Source organism: Burkholderia sp. BCC1047 (genome assembly GCF_902833155.1).
In the GTDB taxonomy this organism is placed as follows: Bacteria; Pseudomonadota; Gammaproteobacteria; order Burkholderiales; family Burkholderiaceae; genus Burkholderia; species Burkholderia sola.
In genome coordinates this window covers 96,205-120,622 of the sequence record NZ_CADFEH010000022.1, presented here as the reverse complement: position 1 = coordinate 120,622, position 24,418 = coordinate 96,205, and the positions used below count along the sequence as shown (strand labels likewise).

Annotated in this window: 21 protein-coding genes; 8 read left to right on the top strand and 13 right to left on the bottom strand. The window is 69.5% G+C overall.

Translation table 11 applies throughout. From position 1 onward, the window contains the following. Positions 1–53: 53 nt before the first annotated feature. Together HWX55_RS22365 and HWX55_RS22360 are read left to right on the top strand one after the other, a co-directional pair. On the top strand, positions 54–1,757 hold the full coding sequence (locus HWX55_RS22365; protein ID WP_175977318.1) for a thiamine pyrophosphate-binding protein: 1,704 nt from the start codon (positions 54–56) through the stop codon (positions 1,755–1,757). Continuing rightward, entirely contained in the window at positions 1,754–2,851 is a 1,098-nt protein-coding gene (locus HWX55_RS22360) for an ADP-heptose--LPS heptosyltransferase (protein WP_175977317.1), read from the top strand. The genes HWX55_RS22365 and HWX55_RS22360 overlap by 4 nt, the downstream gene beginning before the upstream one ends. Before the next feature lie 111 nt (positions 2,852–2,962). Here HWX55_RS22360 and HWX55_RS22355 read toward each other — a convergent pair whose 3' ends face one another. From HWX55_RS22355 to HWX55_RS22345, 3 genes are all read right to left on the bottom strand, one after another. Further along, positions 2,963–3,979 carry a helix-turn-helix domain-containing protein gene (locus HWX55_RS22355; protein ID WP_175977316.1) on the bottom strand — a complete coding sequence of 339 codons (1,017 nt, stop codon included), beginning with the start codon at positions 3,977–3,979 and terminating at the stop codon, positions 2,963–2,965. A gap of 205 nt (positions 3,980–4,184) precedes the next feature. Then, the gene (locus tag HWX55_RS22350) at positions 4,185–4,733 is read right to left on the bottom strand and encodes a hypothetical protein (RefSeq protein WP_175977315.1); all 549 of its coding nucleotides are present in this window, start codon (positions 4,731–4,733) and stop codon (positions 4,185–4,187) included. 178 nt (positions 4,734–4,911) lie between these two features. Then, on the bottom strand, positions 4,912–6,438 hold the full coding sequence (locus HWX55_RS22345) for an aldehyde dehydrogenase family protein (protein WP_175977314.1): 1,527 nt from the start codon (positions 6,436–6,438) through the stop codon (positions 4,912–4,914). 331 nt (positions 6,439–6,769) lie between these two features. Here HWX55_RS22345 and HWX55_RS22340 point away from each other — a divergent pair, with 331 nt between their 5' ends. Further along, positions 6,770–7,198 carry a pyridoxamine 5'-phosphate oxidase family protein gene (locus HWX55_RS22340; protein WP_175977313.1) on the top strand — a complete coding sequence of 143 codons (429 nt, stop codon included), beginning with the start codon at positions 6,770–6,772 and terminating at the stop codon, positions 7,196–7,198. Between the two features lie 219 nt (positions 7,199–7,417). Here HWX55_RS22340 and HWX55_RS22335 read toward each other — a convergent pair whose 3' ends face one another. Then, positions 7,418–9,031, bottom strand: a complete 1,614-nt coding sequence (locus tag HWX55_RS22335; protein WP_175977312.1) for an MFS transporter — start codon at positions 9,029–9,031, stop codon at positions 7,418–7,420. Between the two features lie 157 nt (positions 9,032–9,188). Between HWX55_RS22335 and HWX55_RS22330 the strand changes: the two genes are divergently transcribed. Further along, complete coding sequence (locus tag HWX55_RS22330) at positions 9,189–10,073, top strand: LysR family transcriptional regulator (RefSeq protein ID WP_175977311.1); 885 nt, start codon at positions 9,189–9,191, stop codon at positions 10,071–10,073. Here the strand turns inward: HWX55_RS22330 and eutC are convergent. The 4 genes from eutC to HWX55_RS22310 form a co-directional block, all read right to left on the bottom strand. Continuing rightward, entirely contained in the window at positions 10,066–10,863 is a 798-nt protein-coding gene (eutC, locus tag HWX55_RS22325) for an ethanolamine ammonia-lyase subunit EutC (protein WP_175977310.1), read from the bottom strand. The two genes, HWX55_RS22330 and eutC, sit on opposite strands and share 8 nt — an antisense overlap. Next, positions 10,860–12,257 carry an ethanolamine ammonia-lyase subunit EutB gene (locus HWX55_RS22320; protein WP_175977309.1) on the bottom strand — a complete coding sequence of 466 codons (1,398 nt, stop codon included), beginning with the start codon at positions 12,255–12,257 and terminating at the stop codon, positions 10,860–10,862. The genes eutC and HWX55_RS22320 overlap by 4 nt, the downstream gene beginning before the upstream one ends. Before the next feature lie 100 nt (positions 12,258–12,357). After that, entirely contained in the window at positions 12,358–13,770 is a 1,413-nt protein-coding gene (gene eat, locus HWX55_RS22315; protein ID WP_175977308.1) for an ethanolamine permease, read from the bottom strand. Positions 13,771–13,988: 218 nt separating this feature from the next. Continuing rightward, positions 13,989–15,452 carry a mechanosensitive ion channel gene (locus HWX55_RS22310; protein ID WP_050015867.1) on the bottom strand — a complete coding sequence of 488 codons (1,464 nt, stop codon included), beginning with the start codon at positions 15,450–15,452 and terminating at the stop codon, positions 13,989–13,991. A gap of 275 nt (positions 15,453–15,727) precedes the next feature. On the opposite strand from HWX55_RS22310, the gene HWX55_RS22305 reads away from it, so the two are divergent. Beyond that, positions 15,728–16,609, top strand: coding sequence for an AraC family transcriptional regulator (locus HWX55_RS22305; protein WP_175977307.1), 882 nt, complete (start codon positions 15,728–15,730; stop codon positions 16,607–16,609). A 159-nt stretch (positions 16,610–16,768) separates the two neighbouring features. On the opposite strand, the gene HWX55_RS22300 is transcribed toward HWX55_RS22305, so the two are convergent. Continuing rightward, a complete protein-coding gene (locus HWX55_RS22300; RefSeq protein ID WP_175977306.1) occupies positions 16,769–17,146 on the bottom strand; it encodes a zinc ribbon domain-containing protein in 378 nt (125 codons plus the stop codon). 10 nt (positions 17,147–17,156) lie between these two features. After that, a complete protein-coding gene (locus HWX55_RS22295; RefSeq protein WP_244140626.1) occupies positions 17,157–19,265 on the bottom strand; it encodes a heavy metal translocating P-type ATPase in 2,109 nt (702 codons plus the stop codon). A gap of 27 nt (positions 19,266–19,292) precedes the next feature. On the opposite strand from HWX55_RS22295, the gene HWX55_RS36180 reads away from it, so the two are divergent. From HWX55_RS36180 to HWX55_RS22285, 3 genes are all read left to right on the top strand, one after another. Beyond that, the gene (locus HWX55_RS36180) at positions 19,293–19,766 is read left to right on the top strand and encodes a hypothetical protein (RefSeq protein ID WP_244140625.1); all 474 of its coding nucleotides are present in this window, start codon (positions 19,293–19,295) and stop codon (positions 19,764–19,766) included. Positions 19,767–19,803: 37 nt separating this feature from the next. Then, positions 19,804–20,235, top strand: coding sequence for a Cd(II)/Pb(II)-responsive transcriptional regulator (cadR, locus tag HWX55_RS22290; protein WP_006477300.1), 432 nt, complete (start codon positions 19,804–19,806; stop codon positions 20,233–20,235). Positions 20,236–20,303: 68 nt separating this feature from the next. Continuing rightward, positions 20,304–20,876 (top strand): PadR family transcriptional regulator, encoded by a 573-nt coding sequence (locus tag HWX55_RS22285; RefSeq protein WP_175977304.1) that lies wholly within the window; start codon positions 20,304–20,306, stop codon positions 20,874–20,876. A gap of 45 nt (positions 20,877–20,921) precedes the next feature. Here the strand turns inward: HWX55_RS22285 and HWX55_RS22280 are convergent, their stop codons facing one another. From HWX55_RS22280 to HWX55_RS22270, 3 genes are read right to left on the bottom strand one after another with little or no spacing between them, the layout of a single operon-like run. Further along, on the bottom strand, positions 20,922–22,358 hold the full coding sequence (locus HWX55_RS22280; protein ID WP_175977303.1) for an FAD-binding oxidoreductase: 1,437 nt from the start codon (positions 22,356–22,358) through the stop codon (positions 20,922–20,924). 15 nt (positions 22,359–22,373) lie between these two features. Then, positions 22,374–23,162: an ABC transporter substrate-binding protein gene (locus HWX55_RS22275; RefSeq protein ID WP_175977302.1), complete on the bottom strand. Its 789-nt coding sequence runs from the start codon at positions 23,160–23,162 to the stop codon at positions 22,374–22,376. A 49-nt stretch (positions 23,163–23,211) separates the two neighbouring features. Continuing rightward, positions 23,212–24,366 carry a pyridoxal phosphate-dependent aminotransferase gene (locus tag HWX55_RS22270; protein ID WP_011694020.1) on the bottom strand — a complete coding sequence of 385 codons (1,155 nt, stop codon included), beginning with the start codon at positions 24,364–24,366 and terminating at the stop codon, positions 23,212–23,214. Positions 24,367–24,418: the final 52 nt, after the last annotated feature.

The following is a 24,418-nucleotide window of genomic DNA, read 5'->3' as shown; positions in this document are numbered from 1 at the left end:
CGCGGCCAACCGGCGTAAGCTGTACGTCCCGCTACCCAGGGAGACGGCAGCCCATGTCGCATTCCAAGGATCTCGCGCCGCGCGCCACCACCGGTGCGCGACTGCTCGTCGATGCGTTGCTCGCCAATCACGTCGAACGCGTGTTCTGCGTGCCGGGCGAGAGCTTCCTCGCCGTGCTCGATGCGCTGGCGGACGACACCGCCCGCATCCAGACGGTCGTCTGCCGCCACGAGGCGGCCGCCGCGAACATGGCCGAAGCGGTCGGCAAGCTGACCGGCCGCCCCGGCATCGCGTTCGTCACGCGCGGGCCCGGCGCGACCCACGCGTCGATCGGCGTGCACACCGCGTTCCAGGATTCGACGCCGATGATCCTGTTCGTCGGCCAGTGCGCACGCGAACACCTCGACCGCGAAGCGTTCCAGGAAATCGACTACCGTCGGATGTTCGGCCAGATGGCCAAATGGGTCGCGCAGATCGACGATCCGCGCCGCATCCCCGAATACCTGAGCCATGCGTTCCACGTCGCGACGTCCGGCCGGCCCGGCCCGGTCGTGCTCGCATTGCCCGAGGACGTGCTGTCCGACGCGTGCGCGCCGCAGCCCGTCGTGCCGGCCGCGAAACGCATCGCGGCCGCGCCGTCGGCCGCGCAGCTCGACGAGTTGCGCGAGCGGCTCGCGCGCGCGGAACGGCCATTCGCGATCGTCGGCGGCAGCGGCTGGACGCCCGACGCGTGCGCGAACCTGCGCACCTTCGTCGAACGCTGGCAATTGCCGGTCGCGTGCGCGTTCCGCTTCCAGGACACGATCGACAACGCGCACCCGAACTACGCGGGCGACGTCGGGCTCGGGATCAACCCCGCGCTCGCGAAACGCATCCGCGACGCCGACCTGCTGCTCGTGATCGGGCCGCGCCTCGGCGAAGCGACGACCGGCGGCTACACGCTGCTCGACATCCCGAAAACGCGCCAGACGCTGATCCACGTGCACCAGGGCGCGGACGAGCTCGGCCGCGTGTACGCCGCCGACCTGCCGATCGTGTCGGGCATGCCCGAGATCGCCGCGCCGCTGGCCGCGCTCGAACCGCCCGAACGGCCTGCCTGGGCCGGCGCGGCCGCCGATGCGCACCGTGCGTACCGCGAATGGCATGCGCCGCTGCCGATGCCCGGCGACGTGCAGCTCGGCGACGTGATGGTGCAGTTGCGCGAACGCCTGCCGCACGACGCGATCCTGACCAACGGCGCGGGCAACTATGCGATCTGGCTGCATCGCCACTTCGCGTACCGACACTTCCGTTCGCAGCTCGCGCCGACGAGCGGCGCGATGGGCTACGGGCTGCCGGCCGCGCTCGCCGCGAAGTCGCTGTATCCGCAGCGCGCCGTCGTCGCGCTCGCCGGCGACGGCTGCTTCATGATGGCCGGCAACGAGCTCGCGACCGCGATGCAGTACGGGCTGAACATCGTCGCGATCGTCGTCAACAACGGCCATTTCGGCACGATCCGCATGCATCAGGAGCGCAACTACCCGGGCCGCGTGCATGGCACGGGGCTCACGAATCCGGATTTCGCCGCCTATGCGCGTGCGTTCGGCGCGCACGGCGAGACGGTCGAGCGCACCGCCGATTTCGCGCCCGCGCTCGAACGCGCGCTGACCTGCGGGCTGCCCGCGGTAATCGAGATCCGCATCCCGCAGGACGCCAGCACGCCGGCCGCGACGCTCGAGCAGATCCGCGAGCAGGGCCGCCGCGCGCGCGGCGCATGACGACGGTGAACATGCACGCCGCGCCGCCCGTCGCCGCGCTGTCGCACGACGACGCGCTGGCCTGCCCCGGCACGCTGCTCGCACCCGACCGCACGCTCGTCGCGCCGTACGACCTCGAATACGGCGACGTGCGCGCCGAAGGCTACGTGGCGGCCGCGCCGGCGCTCGGCCTGCTGCACGCCGCGCACCGGCCGTTCCGGCTCGATTACGGCGCTACGCGGCACGTGCACGTGATCAACGGGATGGGTGTCGCGCTCGGCGATTCGGTGATCGGGCTGACGGCCGTCGCCGCGCTGCGTGCGGCCCATGCGGCCTTGCGCTTCACGCTGTACCGGCCGGCGCGCGCGCCGCGCTACGTCGATGCGCTGTATGCGCTCGCGGCCGACGTCGTTGCGCCGTCGCGCGCATTGCCGTGCCCGGCCGAAGCGCTGCCCGCCGACGCGCACTGCATCGACGTCGGCAATCACCTGTACTGGCCCGCGTTCGCGCGGCTGCCGATGATCGATTTCTTCCTCGACGCGCTCGGCGTCGATCCGGCTGCCGTGCCGGCTGCCGCAAAGCGCAACCGCTGGCTCGCGCGGCTATCGCTCCCCGCGCTGCCGGCCGAATGGCAGCGGCCGTACGTGCTGTTCTGCCCGAATGCGAGCACCGCGGTGCGCAGCGTGCCGCCCGCGCTGCGCGTCGCGTTCGTGGAATGGCTCGCGCGGCGTTACGGGCTGCCGGTGGTGGGGTTCGGCCCGATCGCGCATCCCGCTTACGTGGATGTGAGCCGCGACGCGACCGACACCGCGCGCTTCATCGCGTGGGTCAAGGGCGCAAGCCTGCTGTTCGCGCCGGACACGGCGGCCGTGCATCTCGCCGACGGTTTCGACGTGCCGACGATCGCGTGCTTCACGACGATCGGGCCGGTGCTGCGCGTGCGCGACTATCCGTATTGCGTACCGGTCGCGCTCGACGTGCCGGCCGAATTGCACGGGCTGCATCGCAGCGAGCGGCCGGACGATCTCGCGGCGGTCGAAGCCGCGTACCGCGCCATCGACTGGGACGCGCTGGCGTGGCCCGCCCCGCGCGACGGGGCAGCACCAGCCTCCTGAGCGAAGCCGACGCGGCGGCGAGCGGAAGGGTCGAACCGGCCGCCGCGCGCGCCCGGCGCCAGCACCGCCGTGAGCGCGGCGCCGACTGCCCGGCTCACCATACCGACACGTTCACGCGCGATCGCGCAGCGTCTCCGACGGCCGCTTGCCGAACAGGCGTCGGTAATCGGTCGCGAACTGGCTCAGATGCCAGAAGCCCCACGCCTCCGCGACGTCCTGCACCGAGCCGGCCGCGCGCCCGCACAGGTCGCGCCGCGCGCCGTTCAGCCGCAGCGTGCGCAGGTAGGTCGCGGGCGCCATTCCCAGCACGTCCTGGAAGCAGTACTGCAGCGTGCGCCGACTCACGTGCAGCTGCTCGCACAGCTCGGGCACGCCGACCGGACGCGTGCGGTGCGCGAGCACGTAGTCGCGCGCCTGGTCGACGATCCAGCGGCGCGTCGACGGCGCGGCGCCGCTGCCGTGGTCGGCCGGTTGCGCGCACGCATCGAACAGCGCGGCCAGCACTTCGGCCTGCAGGTCGTCGCGCTGCGCATCGGGCAGCGGGCCGGCCATCGCCACCGCGCCGTCCAGCCGGCGCCCGAGCAGCGCGCACAGGCGCGCGAGCCGCGCGTCGCCGACCTGCATCACGCGCTGCGTGAACAACCGCTCGTCGAGCGCGCGATGCTCGACTTCCTCCGCGTAGCGGCGCAGCACGTCGCCGCGCACGACAACGCCGTAGATCGAGAACTGCGCGGGCGTCACGAGTTCGAATTCGACGTTGCCGGGCCGGAACGCGAGCGCGCCGGGGCCGATGCGGCATGCATCGACGCGCGCCGAGCCGTCGCACACGAGCGGGATGCCGAACCAGTACGCGTCGCCGCGCACTTCGCACGCCTGGCGCAGCAGGTGGCTCGTCGATTCGCGAAACAGCTTCATCGTGTCGAGCGGCAGCTCGGTCAGCGTGCCGACGAAGCGGCCGGCCGCGAGCTGGTCGTAGGTTTGCCGCCAGCCGATCAGGTTGCGCGCCTGCTCGTCCGCATCGTGCGCGACGCTGACGACGGCCTGCCCGGCGAACGCGTCGTCGCCCTGCGCGCTGCGCCGCGTGTCCTCGGCGGTCGGTTCTTCCGTATACGCCACGTGTTGGTCCATCGTGTCCTCCCTCACCTGCGCGGAACCCTGCGTATCACGCAAGTCCCGTGCCGAACCGCACGGCCCGGCGAGCAAGCCGCCATTCCACGCTGTCCGGCCGATGCGCGCCATGCGGGCGCACCCGAAGGCGGCATGCCGCGCACGCCGCCGGTGCGATCCGCGCGGCGACCGCGCATGCGCGCCGCCGCCCGCGCCCGGATGCCGGCTACCGGGCCGGCTTCAGCCGCACGACCCGCGTGCCGCAATTGCCGTATGCCTGCGCGATCGCCAGTTCGACGATCGTGCTGCCCGCCGCCCATGGCGCCGCGTCCGCTTCCGGCAGACCGGCGCGCAGCGTGGCGCGACCGTTGATCCGATAGCGCAGGCCGCGCACGAAATCGACGAACAGCAATCCGACCCCGCTGCCGTCGCAGGCGGCCGCGTCGATCCGGCCGCCGCCGCCGTCATGCGCGGCCGGCAACGCGAACCGCAGCGTCTTCGTATCGATCACGCGGACCACCGGCAGCAGATCGCCGTTCGCGTCGCGCCGGCTCTGCACGATGTCGCAGGTCATCGATGCGCCGACGCCGGAGGCCATGCCGACGAACATGAACGGTTGCGATTCGACGAACTGCCGCACGCCGACGCTCAATCGGGTCGTCACGACGTCGCTCATCTGCTCGGCTTCGTCGGCGACGCCGAAGCGGTGTTGCGCGTCGAGTTCGCCCGGATGGAAGACCGGGTGACGCGGAAAGGATCGGGGCGGTTCTGCCATGCTGGGGGTCGTCGCACGCGCGGGTGCACCGGGCCGCCGCGAGCCCGCGACGACCGGAATCGTTAGCGGCGCCGGCTGCGCGGCAAAGCGCGACCGGCGCCGACTGTCGAACAAGGAATCGAACCGCGCGACGTGCCGGGCCCAACCGGCCCCGACACTTCGCCACGGACTACGGCGATCAGAAGAACCCGAGCGCCTCGGCCTGGTAGCTGACCAGCAGGCACTTCGTCTGCTGATAGTTCGACAGCGCCATCTTGTGCGTCTCGCGGCCGATCCCCGACTGCTTGTAGCCGCCGAACGCCGCATGCGCGGGGTACAGGTGGTAGCAGTTGGTCCACACGCGGCCGGCCTCGACCTCGCGGCCCATCCGGTACGCGCGCGTGCCGCTGCGCGTCCACACGCCCGCGCCGAGCCCGTAGAACGTGTCGTTCGCGAGTTCGATCGCTTCCTGCTCGTCCTTGAACGTCATCACCGACGCGACCGGCCCGAAGATCTCTTCCTGGAACACGCGCATCTTGTTGTTGCCGAGCAGCATCGTCGGCTTCACGTAGTAGCCCGTGCCGAGGTCGGCGGCCGGCGCCGTCCGCTCGCCGCCCGTCAGGCATTGCGCGCCTTCGCCGCGGCCGATGTCGATGTACGACAGGATCTTGTCGAGCTGCTGCTGCGACGCCTGCGCGCCGATCATCGTCTGCAGGTCGAGCGGGTGGCCGGACTTGATGCGCTCGACGCGCGCGACGGCCTTCTCGATGAAGCGGTCGTAGATCGATTCCTGGATCAGGATCCGCGACGGGCACGTGCACACCTCGCCCTGGTTCAGCGCGAACATCGCGAGCCCTTCGAGCGCCTTGTCGAGGTACGCGTCGTCCTGGTCGAGCACGTCGGCGAAGAAGATGTTCGGGCTCTTGCCGCCCAGTTCGACCGTCGACGGGATCAGGCTTTCGGCCGCGGCGCGCAGGATGTGCTTGCCGACCGGCGTCGAGCCCGTGAACGCGATCTTCGCGATCCGCTTGCTGGTCGCGAGCGCTTCGCCCGCTTCCTTGCCGAAGCCGTTCACGATGTTGATCGTGCCGGCCGGGAACAGGTCGCCGATCAGCTCCATCAGCACGAGCACCGACGCGGGCGTCTGCTCGGCCGGCTTCATCACCACGCAGCAGCCGGCCGCGAGCGCCGGTGCGAGCTTCCACGCGGCCATCAGCAGCGGGAAGTTCCACGGGATGATCTGGCCGACCACGCCGAGCGGCTCGTGGAAGTGATACGCGACGGTGTTGTCGTCGATCTCGGAGATGCCGCCTTCCTGTGCGCGGATGCAGCCCGCGAAGTAGCGGAAGTGGTCGACCGCGAGCGGCAGGTCGGCCGCCATCGTCTCGCGCAGCGGCTTGCCGTTGTCGATCGTCTCGGCCACGGCCAGCAGCTTCAGGTTCTTTTCCATCCGGTCGGCGGCGGCGAGCAGCAGGTTCGAGCGCTCGGCCACGGACGTCTTGCCCCACTTGCGGCGCGCGGCATGCGCGGCGTCGAGCGCCAGCTCGATATCGTCGGCGCCGGAGCGCGGGATGCGGCAGAACGGCTGGCCGTTGATCGGCGACACGTTCTCGAAATACTCGCCCTTCACCGGCGGAACCCACTTGCCGCCGATGTAGTTGTCGTATTGCTGACGGTACGGGTATTCGACGTCGAGGCCCAGTTGTTTCAGGTCAAACGGGTTCATACATGTCTCCTGTTCATCGTGCTTGTGTGAGTAGAGCGCCGGTTGGAATGCGCTGATCCCGTTCATGCAACATGCGTGCCAAACGGAACGGGCGGGAGCGGGCGCACGTCGATCGCGGCCGGCGCGGGTGCGCACCGTGCGGTGTTCACGTCCGCAACACGACCGGTGTACCGATTCTGAACACCGCGATTGCGCAGCGATGGGGCCGGTGTTCGGAATTTCCACAGTGCGCGGCGGCGCGCTGCCCGCGAACGCGCGTCGCGCCGCGTGGCATGTCGCTTGCGTGCTTGTCGCGGATTCACACGCCACGGCGCACACGCCGACCGACACCATGAACGATCGCGGCCCGCTGACCGACGACGCCATCGCATTCATCCGCGAGCAGGCTTTCCTGATCGTCGCGACCGCCGATGCGGCGGGCAACGCCGACTGTTCGTACCGCGGCCGCCAGCCGCGCGCCGACGGCTCGTTCGCGCCGCTCGTCGATATCCCGGACCGCCGCACGCTGGTGCTGCCCGACTTCGCGGGCAACAACCTGCTCAACACGATCGGCAACCTGCTCGTGAATCCGGCCATCGCGCTGCTGTTCGTCGATTTCGTGCGTCAGACGACCTGGCTCGTGCAGGGCCGCGCGACGCTCGACGAGGATGCGCAAGCGCGCGCGCATCTGTGGCCGGATGCGTTGCGCTATCTGGTGATCGATGTGGAATGCGCAGAAGTGCGCGTGGAAGCGGGACTGCCGCCGCTCGTGCTGGCGTGACGCGCGGCGGGTGAGGCTTTAACGAGCGGACGATGCGGGCACGGCGGCTGCGTCGACCGAAATACCGAAGTACCCAAGCACCGAGCACCGAGCACCGAGCACCGAAAACATCGAAGCACCCGAGCGCCACGATGCAATGCTCAACGCCCGTGCGTCTCCGCGCACGCCGGTTCGCGCCGACTGGCCGCCGACGCATCGGCTTGCGCATGCCCGTCCGCCTCAGCGCCCCTGCATCTCCGCACACGCCGGTTCGCTCCGGCTGCGCGCCGACGCGTCGGCCCGCGCGTGGCCGTCTACTTCATCGCCCGCTTCGTCGACAGCCGGCCGCCCGCCGAGAAACCCGAACACCACCACCGCGCACAGCACCGTGACGACGGCCAGCGCGATCAACAGCCGGTCGAATGCGTGCGCGTAGCTCGCGATCAACGCCGCACGACCGACGCCCGGCAACGCGGCAGCCGCGCCCGCGAGATCGCCGGTCGCGAGCCGCGCGGCGGCCCGCAGCGTCGCGTCCGGCGTGCCGGCGCCCCCTGCCGCCTGCGCAAGCCCCGCTTGCGCGAGCGCGGCGAGCACCGCGCCGACGATCGCGAGCGCGATCCCCTCGCCGGCCACGCGCGTCGTGCTGAAAATGCCGGTCGCCATCCCCGCGCGCTCCTTCGGCACGACGCTCACCGACAGCCCGTCCATCAGCCCCCACGGCATGCCGGCGCCGATGCCGATCGCGAGCATCGGCGCGATCGCCGCCGGCCCCGCGCCGCCGCGCAGCGCGATGCCGAGCCACACGAGCCCCGCCGCGGCGACCAGCAGCCCGAGCCCGGAGATCACGCCGGCCGACAGCCAGCGCGTGAGCGTCGCCGCGACGAGCGGCACGACCAGCATCGGCGCGGAGATCGCAAGCATCAGCCAGCCGGCGTCGATCTCGCTGAAGCCGTCGATGCCGATGAAGCGCAGCGGCAGCACGACGAGCAGCACGATGTAGCAGCAGCAGGTCGACACCGGCAGCACCTGCACGCCGACGAAGCGCGCGATGCGAAACAGCGACAGGTCGAGCATCGGCCGCGCGACGCGCGTCTCGATCGTCACGAACGCGCATGCGCCGAGCGCCGCGCCGGCCAGCAGCGCGATCACGAGCGGGCTCGACCAGCCGCGCGCGGGCGCCTCGATCACGCCGCACGTGAACAGCGTCAGCGCGGCCGTGAACGCGATCGTGCCGGGCCAGTCGAGCCCCGTCGCGTGCGGATCGCGCGACTCGTGCATGCGCGGCAGCCCGAACGCGAGCGACAGCACGCCGGCCACCGCGCCCGTCACGAAGATCGCGCGCCAGCCGTAATGCCCGATCAGCCCGCCGGCGAGCACGGGCCCGAACGCGAGCCCGATCCCGAACGTCGTGCCGAGCAGGCTGAACGCACGCGTGCGCGCCGCGCCGTCGAATTCCTGCGCGAGCGCGGCCGTGCCGCCGGCCAGCGCCGCGGCCGCCGCGAGCCCTTGCGCGGCGCGCAGCAAATCGACCGCGAGGATCGACGGCGCGAACGCGAGCGCGACCGACATCAGCGTGAAGCCGCCGACGCCGATCGCGAACAGGCGCTTGCGGCCGAACTGGTCGGCCAGCGCGCCTGACGCCATCAGGAAGCTGCCGAACGCGAGCATGAACGCGTTGGTGATCCAGTTCATCGCGACCGGGCTGCCGTGCAGGTCGCGGCCGATCGCCGGCGTCGCGACCGCGCCGCCCGAAAACGACAGCGGCAGCGCGACGGCGGCCATGCAGACGGCGGCCAGCACCCATGTGCGCCGGCGCGCCGCGTGGGCCGAAACGGCTGAAACAGGGTGATCCATCATCGCTCCTCGAAAAAGCCGGCGCGGATGCGCCATCAGAGCGACAAAAGATAAATCGGATTCAATCCGCGAAAAACAACGCAAAGCTCCGCATATAACGGACTAAAATTCCGCAATTGACCTGCTAGCGTGCGTCGTCCGCGCACCGTTCGATTCGATGGAAAACCTCACCGGCATCGTCGCGTTCGTCCGCACCGCCGAAGCGCTGAGCTTCGTCGCGGCCGGCCGCACGCTCGGCATCTCGGCGTCGGCGGTCGGCAAGACGATCGCGAAACTCGAGCAGTCGCTCGGCGTGCGCCTGTTCAACCGCACGACGCGGCGCGTGACGCTCACCGACGAGGGGCGGCATTTCTACGAGCGCTGCCAGCGGATCCTCGAGGATTTCCGTGATGCGGAGGCGACGGTGACGGCGTCCGCGCAGCGCCCGCGCGGCAAGCTGCGCGTGAGCCTGCCGGTGATCGGCTACCGCTTCCTGCTGCCGGTGCTGCCCGAATTCCGGCAGCGCTATCCGGACATCGAGCTCGATCTGGATTTCAACGACCGGATGGTCGATGTCGTCGAAGGCGGCTTCGACGCGGTGATCCGCAGCGGTCCGCTGTCCGATTCGAGCCTGATGTCGCGGCGGCTCGGCCCGTTCGCGTTCGTGCTGTGCGCGACGCCCGCGTATCTCGCACAGGCCGGCACGCCGCGCACCCCGCGCGAGCTCGAAGCGCACGACTGCGTGCGCTACTGTTTCCCGACCACCGGCAAGCTGCAGGACTGGGCGCTCGCGGCCGACGACGGCACGCCGCTCACGCTGCGCACCGCGATGACCTGCAACAACATGGAAGCGCTGCGCGGCGCCGTGCTCGCGGGGCTCGGTATCGGCTACATGCCCGACTTCCTCGCGCGCGACGCGCTCGAACACGGCGCGCTCGTTACCGTGCTCGACGACTACCGGATCGCGCCGGGGCAGTTCTCGATCGTGTGGCCGTCGAGCCGGCAGTTGTCGCCGAAGTTGCGCGTGTTCGTCGATTTCCTGTGCGAGCGGCTGTTCACGTAGTCGCGCCGATCCGCTCCGCTTGCGCCGGCGGCAGCAGCGCGTCGCTGTCGTCCTTCAGCCCGACGCCCGTCAACCCGAGGCGCCGCGCATGCGTCATCAGGTAATGCAGCTTGTGCGCGGCGGCCGCGTGCGGCAGCCCTTCGGGCCGCACGTTCGAGATGCAGTTGCGCAGCGCGTCGTGACAGCCGACCTTCGGCGCCCACGTCAGGTACACGCCGAGGCTGTCCGGCGAGCTGAGCCCCGGCCGTTCGCCGATCAGCATCGCGACCACCTTCGCGCGCAGCAGCTCGCCGATCTCGTCGCCGAGCGCGACGCGCGCCTGCGTCGCGACCACCACCGGGCCGATCCGCCAGCCGTCCGCGTCGAGCCGCGGCCGCACGGCCTGCAACAGCGGCAGCGCCTGCTTCGCGGCGGCGAACGCCGACAGCCCGTCGCCGACCACGAACACGACATCGGGCGCATCGTCGAGCGCGGCCCCGTAGCCGGCCAGCAGCCCGCGGCTGTCGTCCGACAGCTTGCGGCCGAGATCGGGCCGGCGCAGGTAGTGGTCGCGGTCGGGCGCGGCGCTCTGCACGCGCAGCGTCGGCAGCATGCCGGCCGCCTCGATCTCGCGCCGCAGCGCATCCGCGTCGAGCGGCTGGTGCACCGCATCGCGCGCCTGCGCATGCGACAGGTTGAAGGCCAGCAGCGGCGCGGTCGGCAGGCTGTTGCCCGCGCGGCCGAGCGCGATCCGCGCGTTCGTGAACGACTTCAGCTGCGCCCACGGATTCTTCTCGACGGCGTCGCTCATGCGGAAATCCCCATCCAGTCGTTCGCACCCGCGAGCAGCGGCACGCGTGCCGACGCCGCGCGCAGCGCGCCGTGCGCGTCGGCGATCTCCATCGTCTCCAGCCATTCCTCGAATTCCGGCGCGCGGCGCAGGCCGAGCACTTCGCGCACGTAAAGCTGGTCGTGGAACGACGTGCTCTGGTAGTTCAGCATCACGTCGTCCGCGCCCGGAATCCCCATGATGAAGTTGATGCCGGCCGCCCCCAGCAGCGTCAGCAGCGTGTCCATGTCGTCCTGGTCGGCTTCCGCGTGGTTCGTGTAGCAGATGTCGCAGCCCATCGGCACGCCGAGCAGCTTGCCGCAGAAGTGATCCTCGAGCCCCGCGCGGATGATCTGCTTGCCGTCGTACAGGTATTCGGGCCCGATGAAGCCGACCACCGTGTTCACGAGGAACGGCTCGAACTTGCGCGCGACCGCATACGCGCGTACTTCGCAGGTCTGCTGATCGACGCCGAAGTGTGCGTTCGCCGACAGCGCGCTGCCTTGGCCCGTCTCGAAATACATCAGGTTGTTGCCGACCGTGCCGCGCTTGAGCGCCAACGCGGCCTCGCGCGCCTCGCCGAGCAGCGCGAGCGAGATCCCGAAGCTCGCGTTCGCCTTCTCGGTGCCCGCGATCGACTGGAACACGAGATCGACCGGCGCGCCCTTCTCGATCGCCGCGATCGTGTTGGTCACGTGGGTGAGCACGCACGACTGCGTCGGCACGCCGTAGCGTTCGCGGAAGCCGTCGATCATCGCGAGCAGCTTCACGATCGCGGCGAGGCTGTCGGTGGCCGGGTTGATGCCGATCATCGCGTCGCCGCAGCCGTACATCAGCCCGTCGAGCATCGACGCGGCGATGCCCTTCACGTCGTCGGTCGGGTGGTTCGGCTGCAGCCGCACCGACATCCGGCCGGCCAGCCCGACCGTGTTGCGAAAGCGCGTGACGACGCGGCGCTTTCTCGCGGCCGCGATCAGGTCCTGGTTGCGCATCAGCTTCGACACGGCCGCGACCATCTCGGGCGTGAGGCCGGGCGCGATCCGTTCGAGCGCCGCGCCGTCGGCCGCGGGCGACAGCAGCCAGTTGCGGAAATCGCCGACGGTGAGGTGCGAGATCTCCGCGAACGCCTGCGCGTCGTGATCGTCGATGATCAGGCGCGTGACCTCGTCGTCTTCATACGGGATCACCGCTTCGTTCAGGAACGCCTTCAGCGGCACGCCCGCGAGCGCGATCTTCGCGGCGACGCGCTCCTCCTCGCTCGCCGCCGCGACGCCGGCGAGCTGATCGCCGGAACGCAGCGGGCTCGCCTTCGCGAGCAGCGTCTTCAGGTCCGCGAAGCGGTACGTGCGCGGACCGATCGTCTCCGTACAGGACATCGTTCGAATCTCCTTGCCAAAAGCCGACGGCGCGCCCGTTCGACGGGGCGCGCCGGATGCCATCAGGAACGGCCTTTCACGTTCACCGTCGTCACGCTGCTTACTCCTCCAGCAGCGCGTCGCCGGGCGCGCTCGCGCGCTGCGAACGGGTCGCGAGGAAGTACGCGTAGCCGACCGCGAGGAAGCCGACGAACACCAGCGCGACCAGCCCGTTGAAGTACACCATCGTACCGAGGCAGACGAGCGCCGCCAGGATCGCGAAGGCCGGGAAGATCGGGTACAGCGGCGCGCGGAACGGCCGCGTCAGGTTCGGCTGCGAGCGGCGCAGCTTGAACAGCGACGCCATGCTGACGATATACATCACGATCGCACCGAACACCGACATCGTCACGATATTCGCGGTGAGCGTCTGGCCGCCGAACTGGATCAGCTCGTCGCTGTAGATCGCGGCAATCCCGACCACGCCGCCCGCGAGAATCGCGCGATGCGGGGTCTTGAAGCGCGGATGCACCTTGCCGAGCCATTCGGGCAGGTAGCCTTCGCGGGCCAGCGCGAAGATCTGGCGCGAATAGCCGAGGATGATCCCGTGGAACGACGCGACGAGCCCGAACAGCCCGAGCCACACGAGCATGTGCATCCAGCCGCTGTTCGCGCCGACGATGTACTTCATCGCCTGCGGCAGCGGATCGTTGATGTTCGCGAGCTTGGTCCAGTCGCCCGCGCCGCCGGCGAACACCATCACGCCGATCGCGAGCGCGACGAGGGTCAGGATCCCGGCCACGTACGCGATCGGAATCGAGCGCTTCGGGTTCTTCGCTTCCTCGGCGGCCATCGCGACGCCTTCGATCGCGAGGAAGAACCAGATCGCGAACGGAATCGCCGCGAACATCCCGTGGAACGCGCCCACGCTGAAGTGATCGGCGCCCGACCAGCCGCCCTTCGTGAAATTGCTCCACGTGAAGCCCGGCGACACGACGCCCATGAACACCAGCAGCTCGAAGATCGCGAGCAGCGTGACGACGAGCTCGAAGGTCGCCGCGATCTGCACGCCGACGATGTTCAGCGCCATGAACACGAGATACGCGCCCATCGCCGCGTGTTTCGGTTCGAGCCCCGGAAACTGCACGTGCAGGTACGCGCCGATCGCGAGCGCGATCGCGGGCGGCGCGAACACGAATTCGACGAGCGTCGCCGCGCCGGCCAGATAGCCGCCGGTCGGGCCGAACGCGCGGCGCGCATACGCGAACGGGCCGCCCGCATGCGGGATCGACGTCGTCAGCTCGGTGAAACTGAAGATGAAGGTGGTGTACATCGCCGCGACGAACAGCGCGGTGATCACGAAACCCAGCGTGCCGGCGCTCGCCCAGCCGTAGCTCCAGCCGAAGTATTCGCCGGAAATCACGAGGCCGACCGCGATGCCCCACAGTTGCCAGGTCCCGAGCGTCTGCTGCAGCGCGGGCTGGCCGGAGGACTTGGCGCCGGCGGCGGGCCGGCCATTCGACTCTGCTTTCATCGGACTCTCCTCAAAGGCGCCGGCCTGCGGGCCCGCGCGACTGAGAATCGATGCTAGAGAGTCATTAAACGACGTGTTATCGAAATTCGGCAAAGATCGCGGCTGACATTTCGCTTGCGGAAACGCTTTCGAAAACGCTCGCGGCAACGCCGGCCGCCCGCGTTGCCACGCCGATCCGGCCCGCGCGATGCGGGCCGGATCGGCCGTGCCGGCCGGCGTTACTGGCCACCGCCGCGCTGGTTGAACCAGCGGTCGAGCAGCTTGCCGGCCGCTTCCCGGCCGCCGAGGCCGAACGACAGCGCGACGGCCACCGCGATCGCGCCGAGCACGAGGCCGAACGCGAGCTGGACGATTTCGTTCGCGATGCCCATCGCGCGCAGCCCCATCGCGAACACGAGGCCGAGGATCGCGAATTGCGCGATCCGCGCGAACAGCACGCTGTGCTCGCGGTCGGCCTGCTCGATCACGCGGCGCGCGAGGCCCGCGAGCCACACGCCGATCACGAGGATCACGCCGCCCATCAGCACGTGGCCGCCGAATTCGATGAACAGCGTGACGACGTCGCGTACCTGCGTGAAGCCGAGCCGGTTCGCGGCCTCGACCGACGCGAACAGCATCGCGAAGAACACGATCAGCCGCGCGACCAGCACCGACGGCTGCAGGATGCCCGAGAACACGCGTTCGACGCCGAGCACGGCCGGCAGCCCGTCGACGCCGGCCGCTTCCAGCAGCTTCTGTGCGAGCGACGCGACGAAGCGCGCGAAGTAGAACGTGACGAGCACGATCACGATCGCCGCGACGATGTCCGGCACCGCGCCGAGGAACTGGTTCAGCATGTTGGTCGCGGGGATCGAGATCGCGTCGATCTTCAGTGCGTCGAGCGCGGAGATCAGCGTCGGCACGAACACGAACACGTAGACGATCGTGCCGACCAGGCTCGACACGCGCACCGGCGTCGGGCTGTCGATTCCTTGCGTGAGACGGTCGGCGCCGGCGGCGACCAGCAGGTTCGTCACGAGCCCGCGCAGCACGCGCGCGACGATCCAGCCGACGAAGCCGATCACCGCGGCCGCGAAGATGTTCGGCACGATCGCGAGCAGCTTGTCGACCATCCCCTGCACCGGCGACAGCAGGCCCGACAGCGCGAACGACGCGAGGATCGCCGGCAGGAACATCAGGATCACGAGCCAGAACAGCACGTCGCCGAGATAGCCGCTCATCGGCTGCATGCCGGCGCTTTCGGACAGCGTGGCGTCGACCTTGCTCGCCTTCAGCGCGCGGTTCGCGAGGCTGCGCAGCAGCGACGCGATCAGCCACGCGATCAGCGTCAGCGCCGCGCCGCCGATCAGGTTCGGCAGGTAGTTGACGATGTGCGTGACGAGCAGCGAGAACGGATTGGAGACCGCGTACAGGTTGAGCACGTTGAAGATGCCCACCGCGGTGACGAGCAGCACGAGCCAGAACAGGCCGCCGGCGATGATGCGTTCGACGCACGCGCCCTGCCCCGTGCTGTCGGTGATCCGCTGATCGACCTTCAGCGCGCTGAGCAGCCGGAGCGCGCCGGCCCGCACCGCGACGGCGATCAGCCAGCCGATCACCAGGATGCCGATCGCGCCGGCGATCTTGGGCAGGTATCCGCCTAGTGTGGCCTGCAGCGACGTGATGAAGCTGGAAGCATCCATTTCTTCTTCTCCCGAAAACGTGGTGTGGCGATTGAACATCGACGAACGACCTGCGTAATTCGAAATGCGTGCTGCCCCGTCCGAGCAACTTACCCGAGAAAAATGACGCGTTCACCCGATTTCACCGTCTTTAACTTTAGTCATAGATCCCGGAGGGGCAAGACCCCATTTCGTCGAAATAAAAAGGGGACGGATTTCGGAGGGCTATGCATTTCCGCAAGATTTGTCCATTCGGCCCGTGCTACCGTGGCGTCGGTTCCAGCCCGGACACGCCGATGACCCCAGCCGAAACGAAATCCGACCCGCCCGCGTGGGTGCGCTACGCGGCGAGCGTGGCGCGCGTCCATGCGTACATCGGCGCGCATCTGGACGGCCCGCTCGACCTCAACCGGCTCGCCGAAATCGCGTGCCTGTCGCCGTATCACTGGCAGCGCGTCTACCGTGCGCTGTACGGCGAGTCGATCGTGCTGACGGTGCGGCGGATGCGGATCGTGCGGGCGTCCGAGGATCTGGTCTGTACCGCGCGGCCGCTCGACGAGATCGCGCGGCGCGCGGGCTACGGTTCGACGCACGCGTTCGCGCGGGCATTTCGCGACGCGTACGGCGTGTTGCCCGCGCAGCACCGGCGCACCGGCATCCACCGGCCGATTTATCCACTACAGCGAGGAGAGGAAGACATGTTCAAGCACGAGGTCGAGATCCGGCGCCTGCCGGAACTGCGCGGCTACGCGGTGACGCATACCGGCGCATACCTGAAGGTGGGCGACGCGTTCGGCCGGATCGGCGCGTGGGCCGGGCAGCACGGGCTGATCGGGCCGGGCGCGAAGATGATCGGGATTTTCTATGACGATCCGGACACGACGCCCGAAGCGCAGTTGCGCGCGAAAGCGTGCATCATGCCGGCCGACGGCGCGCCGGACGTCGCGCCCGCGCCGCCGGTCGAGCGTGCGACGATCGCAGGCGGCGAATACGCGGTGCTGCTGCATACGGGGCCGTATGCGGACCTGAAGACGGCCTACCAGTGGCTCTACGGCGACTGGCTGCGTCACTCGGGCCGCGAAGCCGCCGACGCGCCGCCGTTCGAGCTGTACCTCAATACGCCGATGGATACGGCGCCGGCCGACCTGCGCACCGAAATTCACCTGCCGCTGCGCTGAGTAAAGGGTACGTCGCGGAGCCGTGTATCCGGACGGACCGCGACGATATTGCCGGTGCGAGCATGCCGGGGATGACATCGGGCATGCCGGTGCGCCGGCCGTCGAACGAAGCGTGCCGGCCAGTGCATATGCGTGGCCGGCGCGAAGGTGCGGATAGCGTCAAGCAGCCTGCGTTCCGCAGCCGGGACAGAACCGCGCGTCGGCCGCCAGCGCCGCATGGCAGCGGCTGCAAGCCTTGCCGCGTTGCGCCGCGCCGCACTGCGTGCAGAAGCGTGCATCGGCTGCGTTGAGTGCGCCGCAGCCCGCGCACGCGAGCTGGCTCAGCGGCAGATTGCCGCCCTGACCACCGTTGCCCGCGTCGGCCGGCGCCTGCCAGCCCCAGCCGTGGCGATCGCGGCCGCGCGCATCGTGGCCGCCGTGCCCGCCCTGGCGCAGGCCACCGTGACGCCCGCCGCCGTGGGCCCCGTTTCCGCTCTTACTGTGCCCGCTGCCATGACCACCGCCGTGGCCGCCGAGAATCCGTTTCAGGAAGCTCATCGCCCGCTCCTCAACGCTTGACCGGGGCATCGCCGAACGCCCCGGACGACGACAGCAGCCGCAAACCGTTGGCCACGACGATCAGGCTCGCGCCCGCATCGGCGAAGACCGCCATCCACATCGTGCCGAGCCCCGCGACCGTGAGGCCGAGGAACACGACCTTCACGCCGAGCGCGAAGCCGATGTTCTGCACCAGCACGCGGTGCGTCGCGCGCGACAGCCGCACGAACGCGGGAATCTTGCGCAGGTCGTCGTCCATCAGCGCGACGTCGGCCGTCTCGATCGCCGTGTCGGTACCCATCGCGCCCATCGCGAAACCGATGTCGGCGCGCGCGAGCGCCGGCGCATCGTTGATCCCGTCGCCGACCATCCCGACCGCACCCGCGCCGCTCGCCGACAGTTCCTCGACCGCCGCGAGCTTGTCTTCCGGCAACTGGTTGCCGCGCGCGTCGTCGATACCGGCCTGCCGCGCGATCGCCTGCGCGGTATGCGGGTTGTCGCCCGTCAGCATCGCGGTGCGGATGCCGAGCGCATGCAGATCGGCGATCGCATCGCGGCTCGTGTCCTTGATCGTGTCGGCCACCGCGAAGATGCCGAGCACGCGCGTGGCGTCGACCAGCACGACGACGCTCTTGCCCTGCCGCTCCAGCGCGTCGAGCTTCGCCTCGAGCGCCGCCGAGCAGCGCTCCAGTTCCTCGACGAGCCGGTGATTGCCGAGCCAGTAGCGCGCGCCGTCGATCGTGCCGCGCACGCCGCGCCCGACGATCGCTTCGAAGTCCTGCACGTCGGCGAATGCGGTCGTGCCGGCGTCGCGGGCCGCGGCCGCAATCGCCTGCGACACCGGGTGATCGGAGCGCGCCGCGAGGCTCGCACCGAGGTGCCGCACGCGCGCCGCATCAGCGTCGTCCGCATGCACGTCGAAGTCGGTCTGCACCGGCTTGCCGTGCGTGATCGTGCCGGTCTTGTCGAGTGCGAGCCACGCGAGCTTGCGCCCTTCTTCCAGATAGACGCCGCCCTTCACGAGAATCCCGCGCCGCGCGGCGGCCGCGAGCCCCGACACGATCGTCACCGGCGTCGAGATCACCAGCGCGCACGGGCACGCGATCACGAGCAGCACGAGCGCGCGGTAGATCCAGTCGTGCCACGCGCCGCCCATCACGAGCGGCGGCGCCACCGCGACCAGCAGCGCGACCGCGAACACGATCGGCGTGTAGACGCGCGCGAACTGGTCGACGAAGCGCTGGGTCGGCGCCTTCGCGCCCTGCGCTTCCTCGACCGCGTGGATGATCCGCGCGAGCGTCGAGTTGGCCGCGACGGCCGTCACGCGGTATTCGAACGAACCGGATTCGTTGATCGTGCCCGCGTACACGGCGTCGCCGCTTGCCTTTTCGACAGGCAGGCTCTCGCCGGTGATCGGCGCCTGGTTGACCGTCGAGCGGCCGGCGACGACTTCGCCATCCAGCCCGATCCGCTCGCCCGGCTTCACGCGCACGACCGCGCCGAGCGCGACCTGTGCGGCCTCGATCGTGCGCCACGTGCCGTCGGTCTGCTGCACGGTCGCGGTGTCCGGCGCGAGCTGCATCAGCCCCTGGATCGCATTGCGCGCGCGGTCGAGCGACTTCGCCTCGATCAGCTCGGCGATCGTGAACAGCACCATCACCATCGCGGCTTCCGGCCACTGGCCGATCGCCATCGCGCCCGTCACCGCGATGCTCATCAACGCGTTGATGTTCAGGTTGCCGTTGCGGATCGCGATCCAGCCTTTCTTGTACGTGGTGAGCCCGCATGCAAGCACCGCGGCGAGCGCGAGCGCCGCCGACAGCCACACCGGCAGCCCGACCCAGGTCGCGCCTTCGGATGCGATCGCGGCAACGCCGGCGAGCGCGAGCGGCCACCACGGTTTGGCGGGCGGCGGCGCGGTGGGCGCTGCCGGTGCATCGGCCGACGCGGCTTCCGGCGTCATCCCGAGCGAGCGGATCGCGCTCTCGAGCGCCGGTTGCGCGCCGGGCACGTGCTCGACGGTCAGCATCCGCTGCATCAGGTTGAATTCGAGCGCCGATACCTGCTGCATGCCGCCGAGCTTTTTGCGGATCAGCGTTTCCTCGGTCGGACAGTCCATCTGCATGATCCGGAACGCGGAGCGCACGTGGCCCGACGCGGTCGCCTGCGCGAGCGGCAGCGGCGCGAGCGTCAGCGCGGCAGGCGCGCAGCAGTCGCCGGCCGCGTGGTCGTGGTCGTGGTCGTGGTCGTGGTCGTGGTCGTGGTCGTGGTCGTGGTCGTGGTCGTGGTCGTGGTCGGCATGGTCATGCGCGGCGTGGTCGTGCGAGCACGCCGCGCCATGCCGATGCGTATCCGTGTGAGCCTCGTCGTGATCGCGGTCATGGCCCGCATCGCCATGCGCAGCGTGATCGTGCCCGTGATCGTGGTCATGATCATGGCCGTGCGCGCGCTCGCCGGCCGCCGGCGCCGCATCGCCAACGGTCGCCGTCTGCGTGTCGCGCGCATCGGCGCAACACGTATCGGCGCCGCCGGCATGACGGTGTCGTGGGTCGTGGGGACGCTGGGCGTCGGTCATGACAACCTCCTTTCGTGGCTTGACGGTGTAGAGTTAACACCCTGAAGCCACTACAAGGTCAACCCTTACACGGGAGAAAGGCATGAAGATTGGCGAACTGGCCAAAGCGGCCCGCTGCACGCCCGAGACGATCCGTTTCTACGAGAAAGAGGGGCTGATGCCGGATGCGGAGCGCACCGATTCGAACTACCGCAACTACACCGACGTGCACGTCGAACGGCTGCGCTTCATTCGCAACTGCCGCGCGCTCGACATGGCGCACGACGAAATCCGCGCGCTGCTGCGGCTCACCGACACGCCGGCCGACCGCTGCGATTCGATCAATTCGCTGCTCGACGATCACATCGGACACGTCGACGCGCGCCTCGCGGAACTCACGCATCTGCGCGACCAGCTCACCGAACTGCGCCGCCAGTGCGTCGGCGAGCACTCGGTCGAGGATTGCGGCATCGTGCACGGTCTCGCGACGATGGAAACCGTCGCGCCGGCCGCAAAGCGCTCGCATCTCGGCTGAAACCCTTGTCAAACAAGATAGTCTGATCGAGAATAGTTATATTCTTACTAGATATAGCTTAACTATTCATGTCTACGAGTCGCCCGTCCCCGCTCGCGCTGGCCGTCCTCGCGACGCTCACCGAAACGCCGATGCATCCGTACGGGATGCTGCAGCAACTGAAGGCCCGCGGCTACGACGAAGTCGTCAACGTGCGGCAGCGCACGAGCCTGTACCAGACGATCGACCGGCTGCTGCGCGACGGGCTGATCGTCGTGCACGACACCGAGCGCGACGGCGCGTTTCCGGAGCGCACGCTGTATGCGCTGACCGAAGCCGGGCACACGGCCGGGCAGGCGTGGCTGCATGCGCTGCTCGCGGAGCCCGCGCGTGAATTTCCGGCGTTCGGCGCCGGCCTCGCGTTCCTGCCGCTGCTCGATGCGGAAGATGCGCGCCACCAGCTCGAGTTGCGCATCGCACGGCTCGACGCCGAGCGCGAGCGGCTCGAAGCGCTGCGCGCCACCGCGCAGGCCGACCAGGTGCCGCGCCTGTTCCTGCTCCAGAACGAACATGCGCTCGTGCTGCTCAATGCGGAGCTCGACTGGGCGCGCAGCGTCGTCGAACACCTGAAGATCGGCGCGCTGCGCTGGGTGGACGCCTGACGTGCCGCGCCGGCCGTTTTCCGTGAGGAACGGGCGTCGGCAGCGTCAAAGCACCTTGCCGGGATTCAGGATCCCAAGCGGGTCCAGCGCGGCCTTCAGGCACCGCATCAATCCGATTTCCGCGTCGCTGCGTGTGTGCGCCAGATAAGGACGTTTGAGCACGCCAATCCCGTGCTCGGCCGACACCGAGCCGCCCATGTCGCGCACCACCGCATACACGCAGTGATCGAGCGCATCGGCATCCGCGTCGGTCATCTCGGCCAGCGACACGCCGATATGCACGTTGCCGTCGCCGACATGGCCGAAGAACAGGCACGTGAGCGCCGGCCAGCGCGCCCGCAACGCCGCTTCGCAGCGTTCGGCGAACGCGCCCAGTTCGCCCGTCGGCAGACTCACGTCGAAGTTGACGAGATGGGGCAGCGCATCGATCGCCAGGCCTTCGCGCAGCGTCCACAAATCGCGCGCCTGCCGCTCGGAAGTTGCGAGCACCGCATCGTCGATGAGCCCTGCATCGAGCCCCGCAGCCAGCCCCGTTTCGAGCGCCTGGTGCGCATCGCCGCCCGGCGCGCTCGTCGCGCATTCGATCAACACCACGAAACCGCCATCGCCGACGAATGGCGCCGACACACCGGGCGTATGACGCGCGACGTAGTCGTAGAACGCCGGCCACATCGCCTCGAAACTGACGACTTCCGGCAGCGTGCGCACGCGGTTCCACAGCGCGACCACCGCCTCGTAGTCGCGCACGCGGCAGAGCGCCGTGGCCGGCGCCGCGAGCAACGGATGCAGCCGCAGCACCGCGCGCGTGACGACGCCGAGCGTCCCTTCGCTGCCGATGAACAGCTGCTTCAGGTCGTAGCCCGCGTTGTTCTTCAGCATCCGGTTCATCGACGACACGACCGTGCCGTCCGCGAGCACGGCCTCGAGCCCGAGCACCTGCTCGCGCATCATCCCGTAGCGGATCGCGCGCGTGCCGCCCGCATTGGTCGCGAGCATGCCGCCGATCTGGCACGAGCCGCGCGCGCCGAGATCGACGCCGAACGTGAAGCCCGCCGCTTGCGCGGCTTCCTGCACCGTCTGCAGCGGCGTGCCCGCGCGCACGGTGATCGTGCCGGCCGCCGCGTCGAGCGCCTCGATGCCCGCGAAGCGCTCCATCGACAGCACGACCTCGCCGCCCAGCGCGACCGCGCCGCGCGCGAGCCCCGTCAGCCCGCCTTGCGGCACGACCGGCTGGCCGAGCCGCGTGCACAGCGCGAGCGTCCTCGACACGTCGTCGACGCTGCGCGGGCGCACCAGCGCACGCGGCCGCACGCCGGCCGGCTCGTTGTACGCGGTGAAGTAATGCGGATCGATATCGGCCGCGCGCGTGACGAGCGCGTCGCCCAGTTCGGCGGCGAGCACGGCATCGACGGCATCGTCCGGCAGCGACAGCGGCGTGCCGCCCGGTTCGCTACCCGCGGCGCTCGGGTTCGGAGTCGGCATCGCGCGCGGCCCCGCTTACTTCGTCGAGATGTCGATATCGCCGAAATACTTCAGGCCGAGCGACTTCACCGTGCCGTCCGCCTTCAGCTTGTCGATCGCCGCGTCGAGCTTCGCCTTCAGCGCGTCGTCGCCCTTGCGCAGGCCGAACGCGATGCCGCTGCCGAGAATCTTGTCGTCGTGCACCGGCTGGCCGACGAACGAGAAGCCCTTGCCGTCCGGGCGCGACAGGAAACCGCGCTGGCCGGACGGCGCGAGCACGAGCGTCGCGTCGAGGCGGCCCGCGACCAGATCCGCATACGCCTGGTTCTGGTCCTGGTACGGCACGACCGCGACGCCGGCCGGCTCCCAGTGCGCCTTCGCGAAGGTTTCCTGGATCGACGCCTGCAGCACGCCCACGCGCTTGCCCTTCAGCGATTCGGGCGTCGGCAGCAGCCCGCTGCCGGTGCGCGCGATCAGCTGGGTCGGCACGCGATAGATGATCCTCGTGAAGTCGATCGCCTGGCGCCGCTGCTCCGTCGCGTTCATCGCCGAGTTGATCGCGTCGAACTTGCGGCCCTTCAGCGCCGGGATCAGCCCGTCGAACGACGTCTCGACCCATTTGCACGACAGCTTCGCCGTCTGGCAGACCGCATTGCCGACGTCGATGTCGAAGCCCTGCAGGTCGCCGTTCGGCGCCTTCGATTCGAACGGCGGGTATTGCGCTTCGAGGCCGAAGCGCAGCGTCGGCGCATCGGCGAGCGCCGCGCCGGAGCCGATGGCGCACGCGAGTGCGAATGCGAGTTTGAGGGTTGCCGTGTGCTTCATCGTGATCTCCAAGTGTCGGGTCGATGCGACGTCTCCGCCGCCGGTTGTCCTACAGCGAACGCAGCCGCCGCGCGCCTTCGACCAGCGTCGCGTCGTCCTTCGAAAAACTGAGCCGGATCACGCCGGCGTCGGTGCCGTCGGTATAGAACGCCGACAGCGGAATCGTCGCGACGCGCGCGTCGCGGATCAGGCGCAGCACGAAATCGCTGTCGCTTTCATCCGAGAAGTGGCGAAAGCGCGCGAGCATGAAGAACGAGCCTTCGCTCGGCAGCAGCTCGAAACGCGAATCGGCCAGCTCGCGCGCGAGCAGGTCGCGCTTGGCCTGGTAGAACGCCGACAGGCCCAGATAGCTGTCGGGCCGCGCGAGGATCTCCGCGAACGCGACCTGCATCGGCGTATCGGCCGAGAACACCATGAACTGGTGCACCTTGCGGATCTCGTCCATCAGTTCGGCCGGCGCGAGGCAATGGCCGACCCGCCAGCCGGTCACGTGGAACGACTTGCCGAACGACGACACGATCACGCTGCGCTCGGCCAGCTCGCGGTGGCGCGCGACGCTCTGGTGCTGCGCGCCGTCGAACACGACGTGCTCGTAGACTTCGTCGGACAGCACCACGATGCCCGTGTCGCGCGTGAGCTGCGCGAGCCGCTCGAGATCGTCGGCGGAGAACACCGTCGCGGTCGGGTTGTGCGGCGTGTTGACGATAATCATCCGCGTGCGCGGCGTGATGGCCGCGGCCACCTCGTCCCAGTTCACGCGGAAATGCTCGGGCGACAGCTTGATCGCGACCGGCGTCGCGCCCTGCAGCCGCACGATCGGCGCATAGCTGTCGAACGACGGCTCGAAATAGATCACCTCGTCGCCCGGATGCACGAGCGCGCTGATCGCCGCATAAAGCCCCTCGCTCGCGCTCGCGATCACCGTGATCTCGGTCGCCGGGTCGTAGCGCGCGCCGTACAACGCCTCGGTCTTCTCGGCGAGCCGCTCGCGCAGCGCGATCACGCCGGCCATCGGCGCGTACTGGTTGTGACCGTCGCGCATCGCGCGCGCGACGCCTTCGACGAGCGCCGGATCGGGCGCGAAATTGGGCGCGCCCTGCGACAGGTTCAACGCGTCGTGTTGAGCAGCCAGTTGGCCGATCACCGTGAAGATCGTCGTCCCGACGTCGGGCAGTTTCGAACGGGGCGCGGTGGCGCTTCGCATGACTCCTCCTCCTGATGTCCTTCGGGCGGGCCGCGCCGTGCGCGACCTGCAT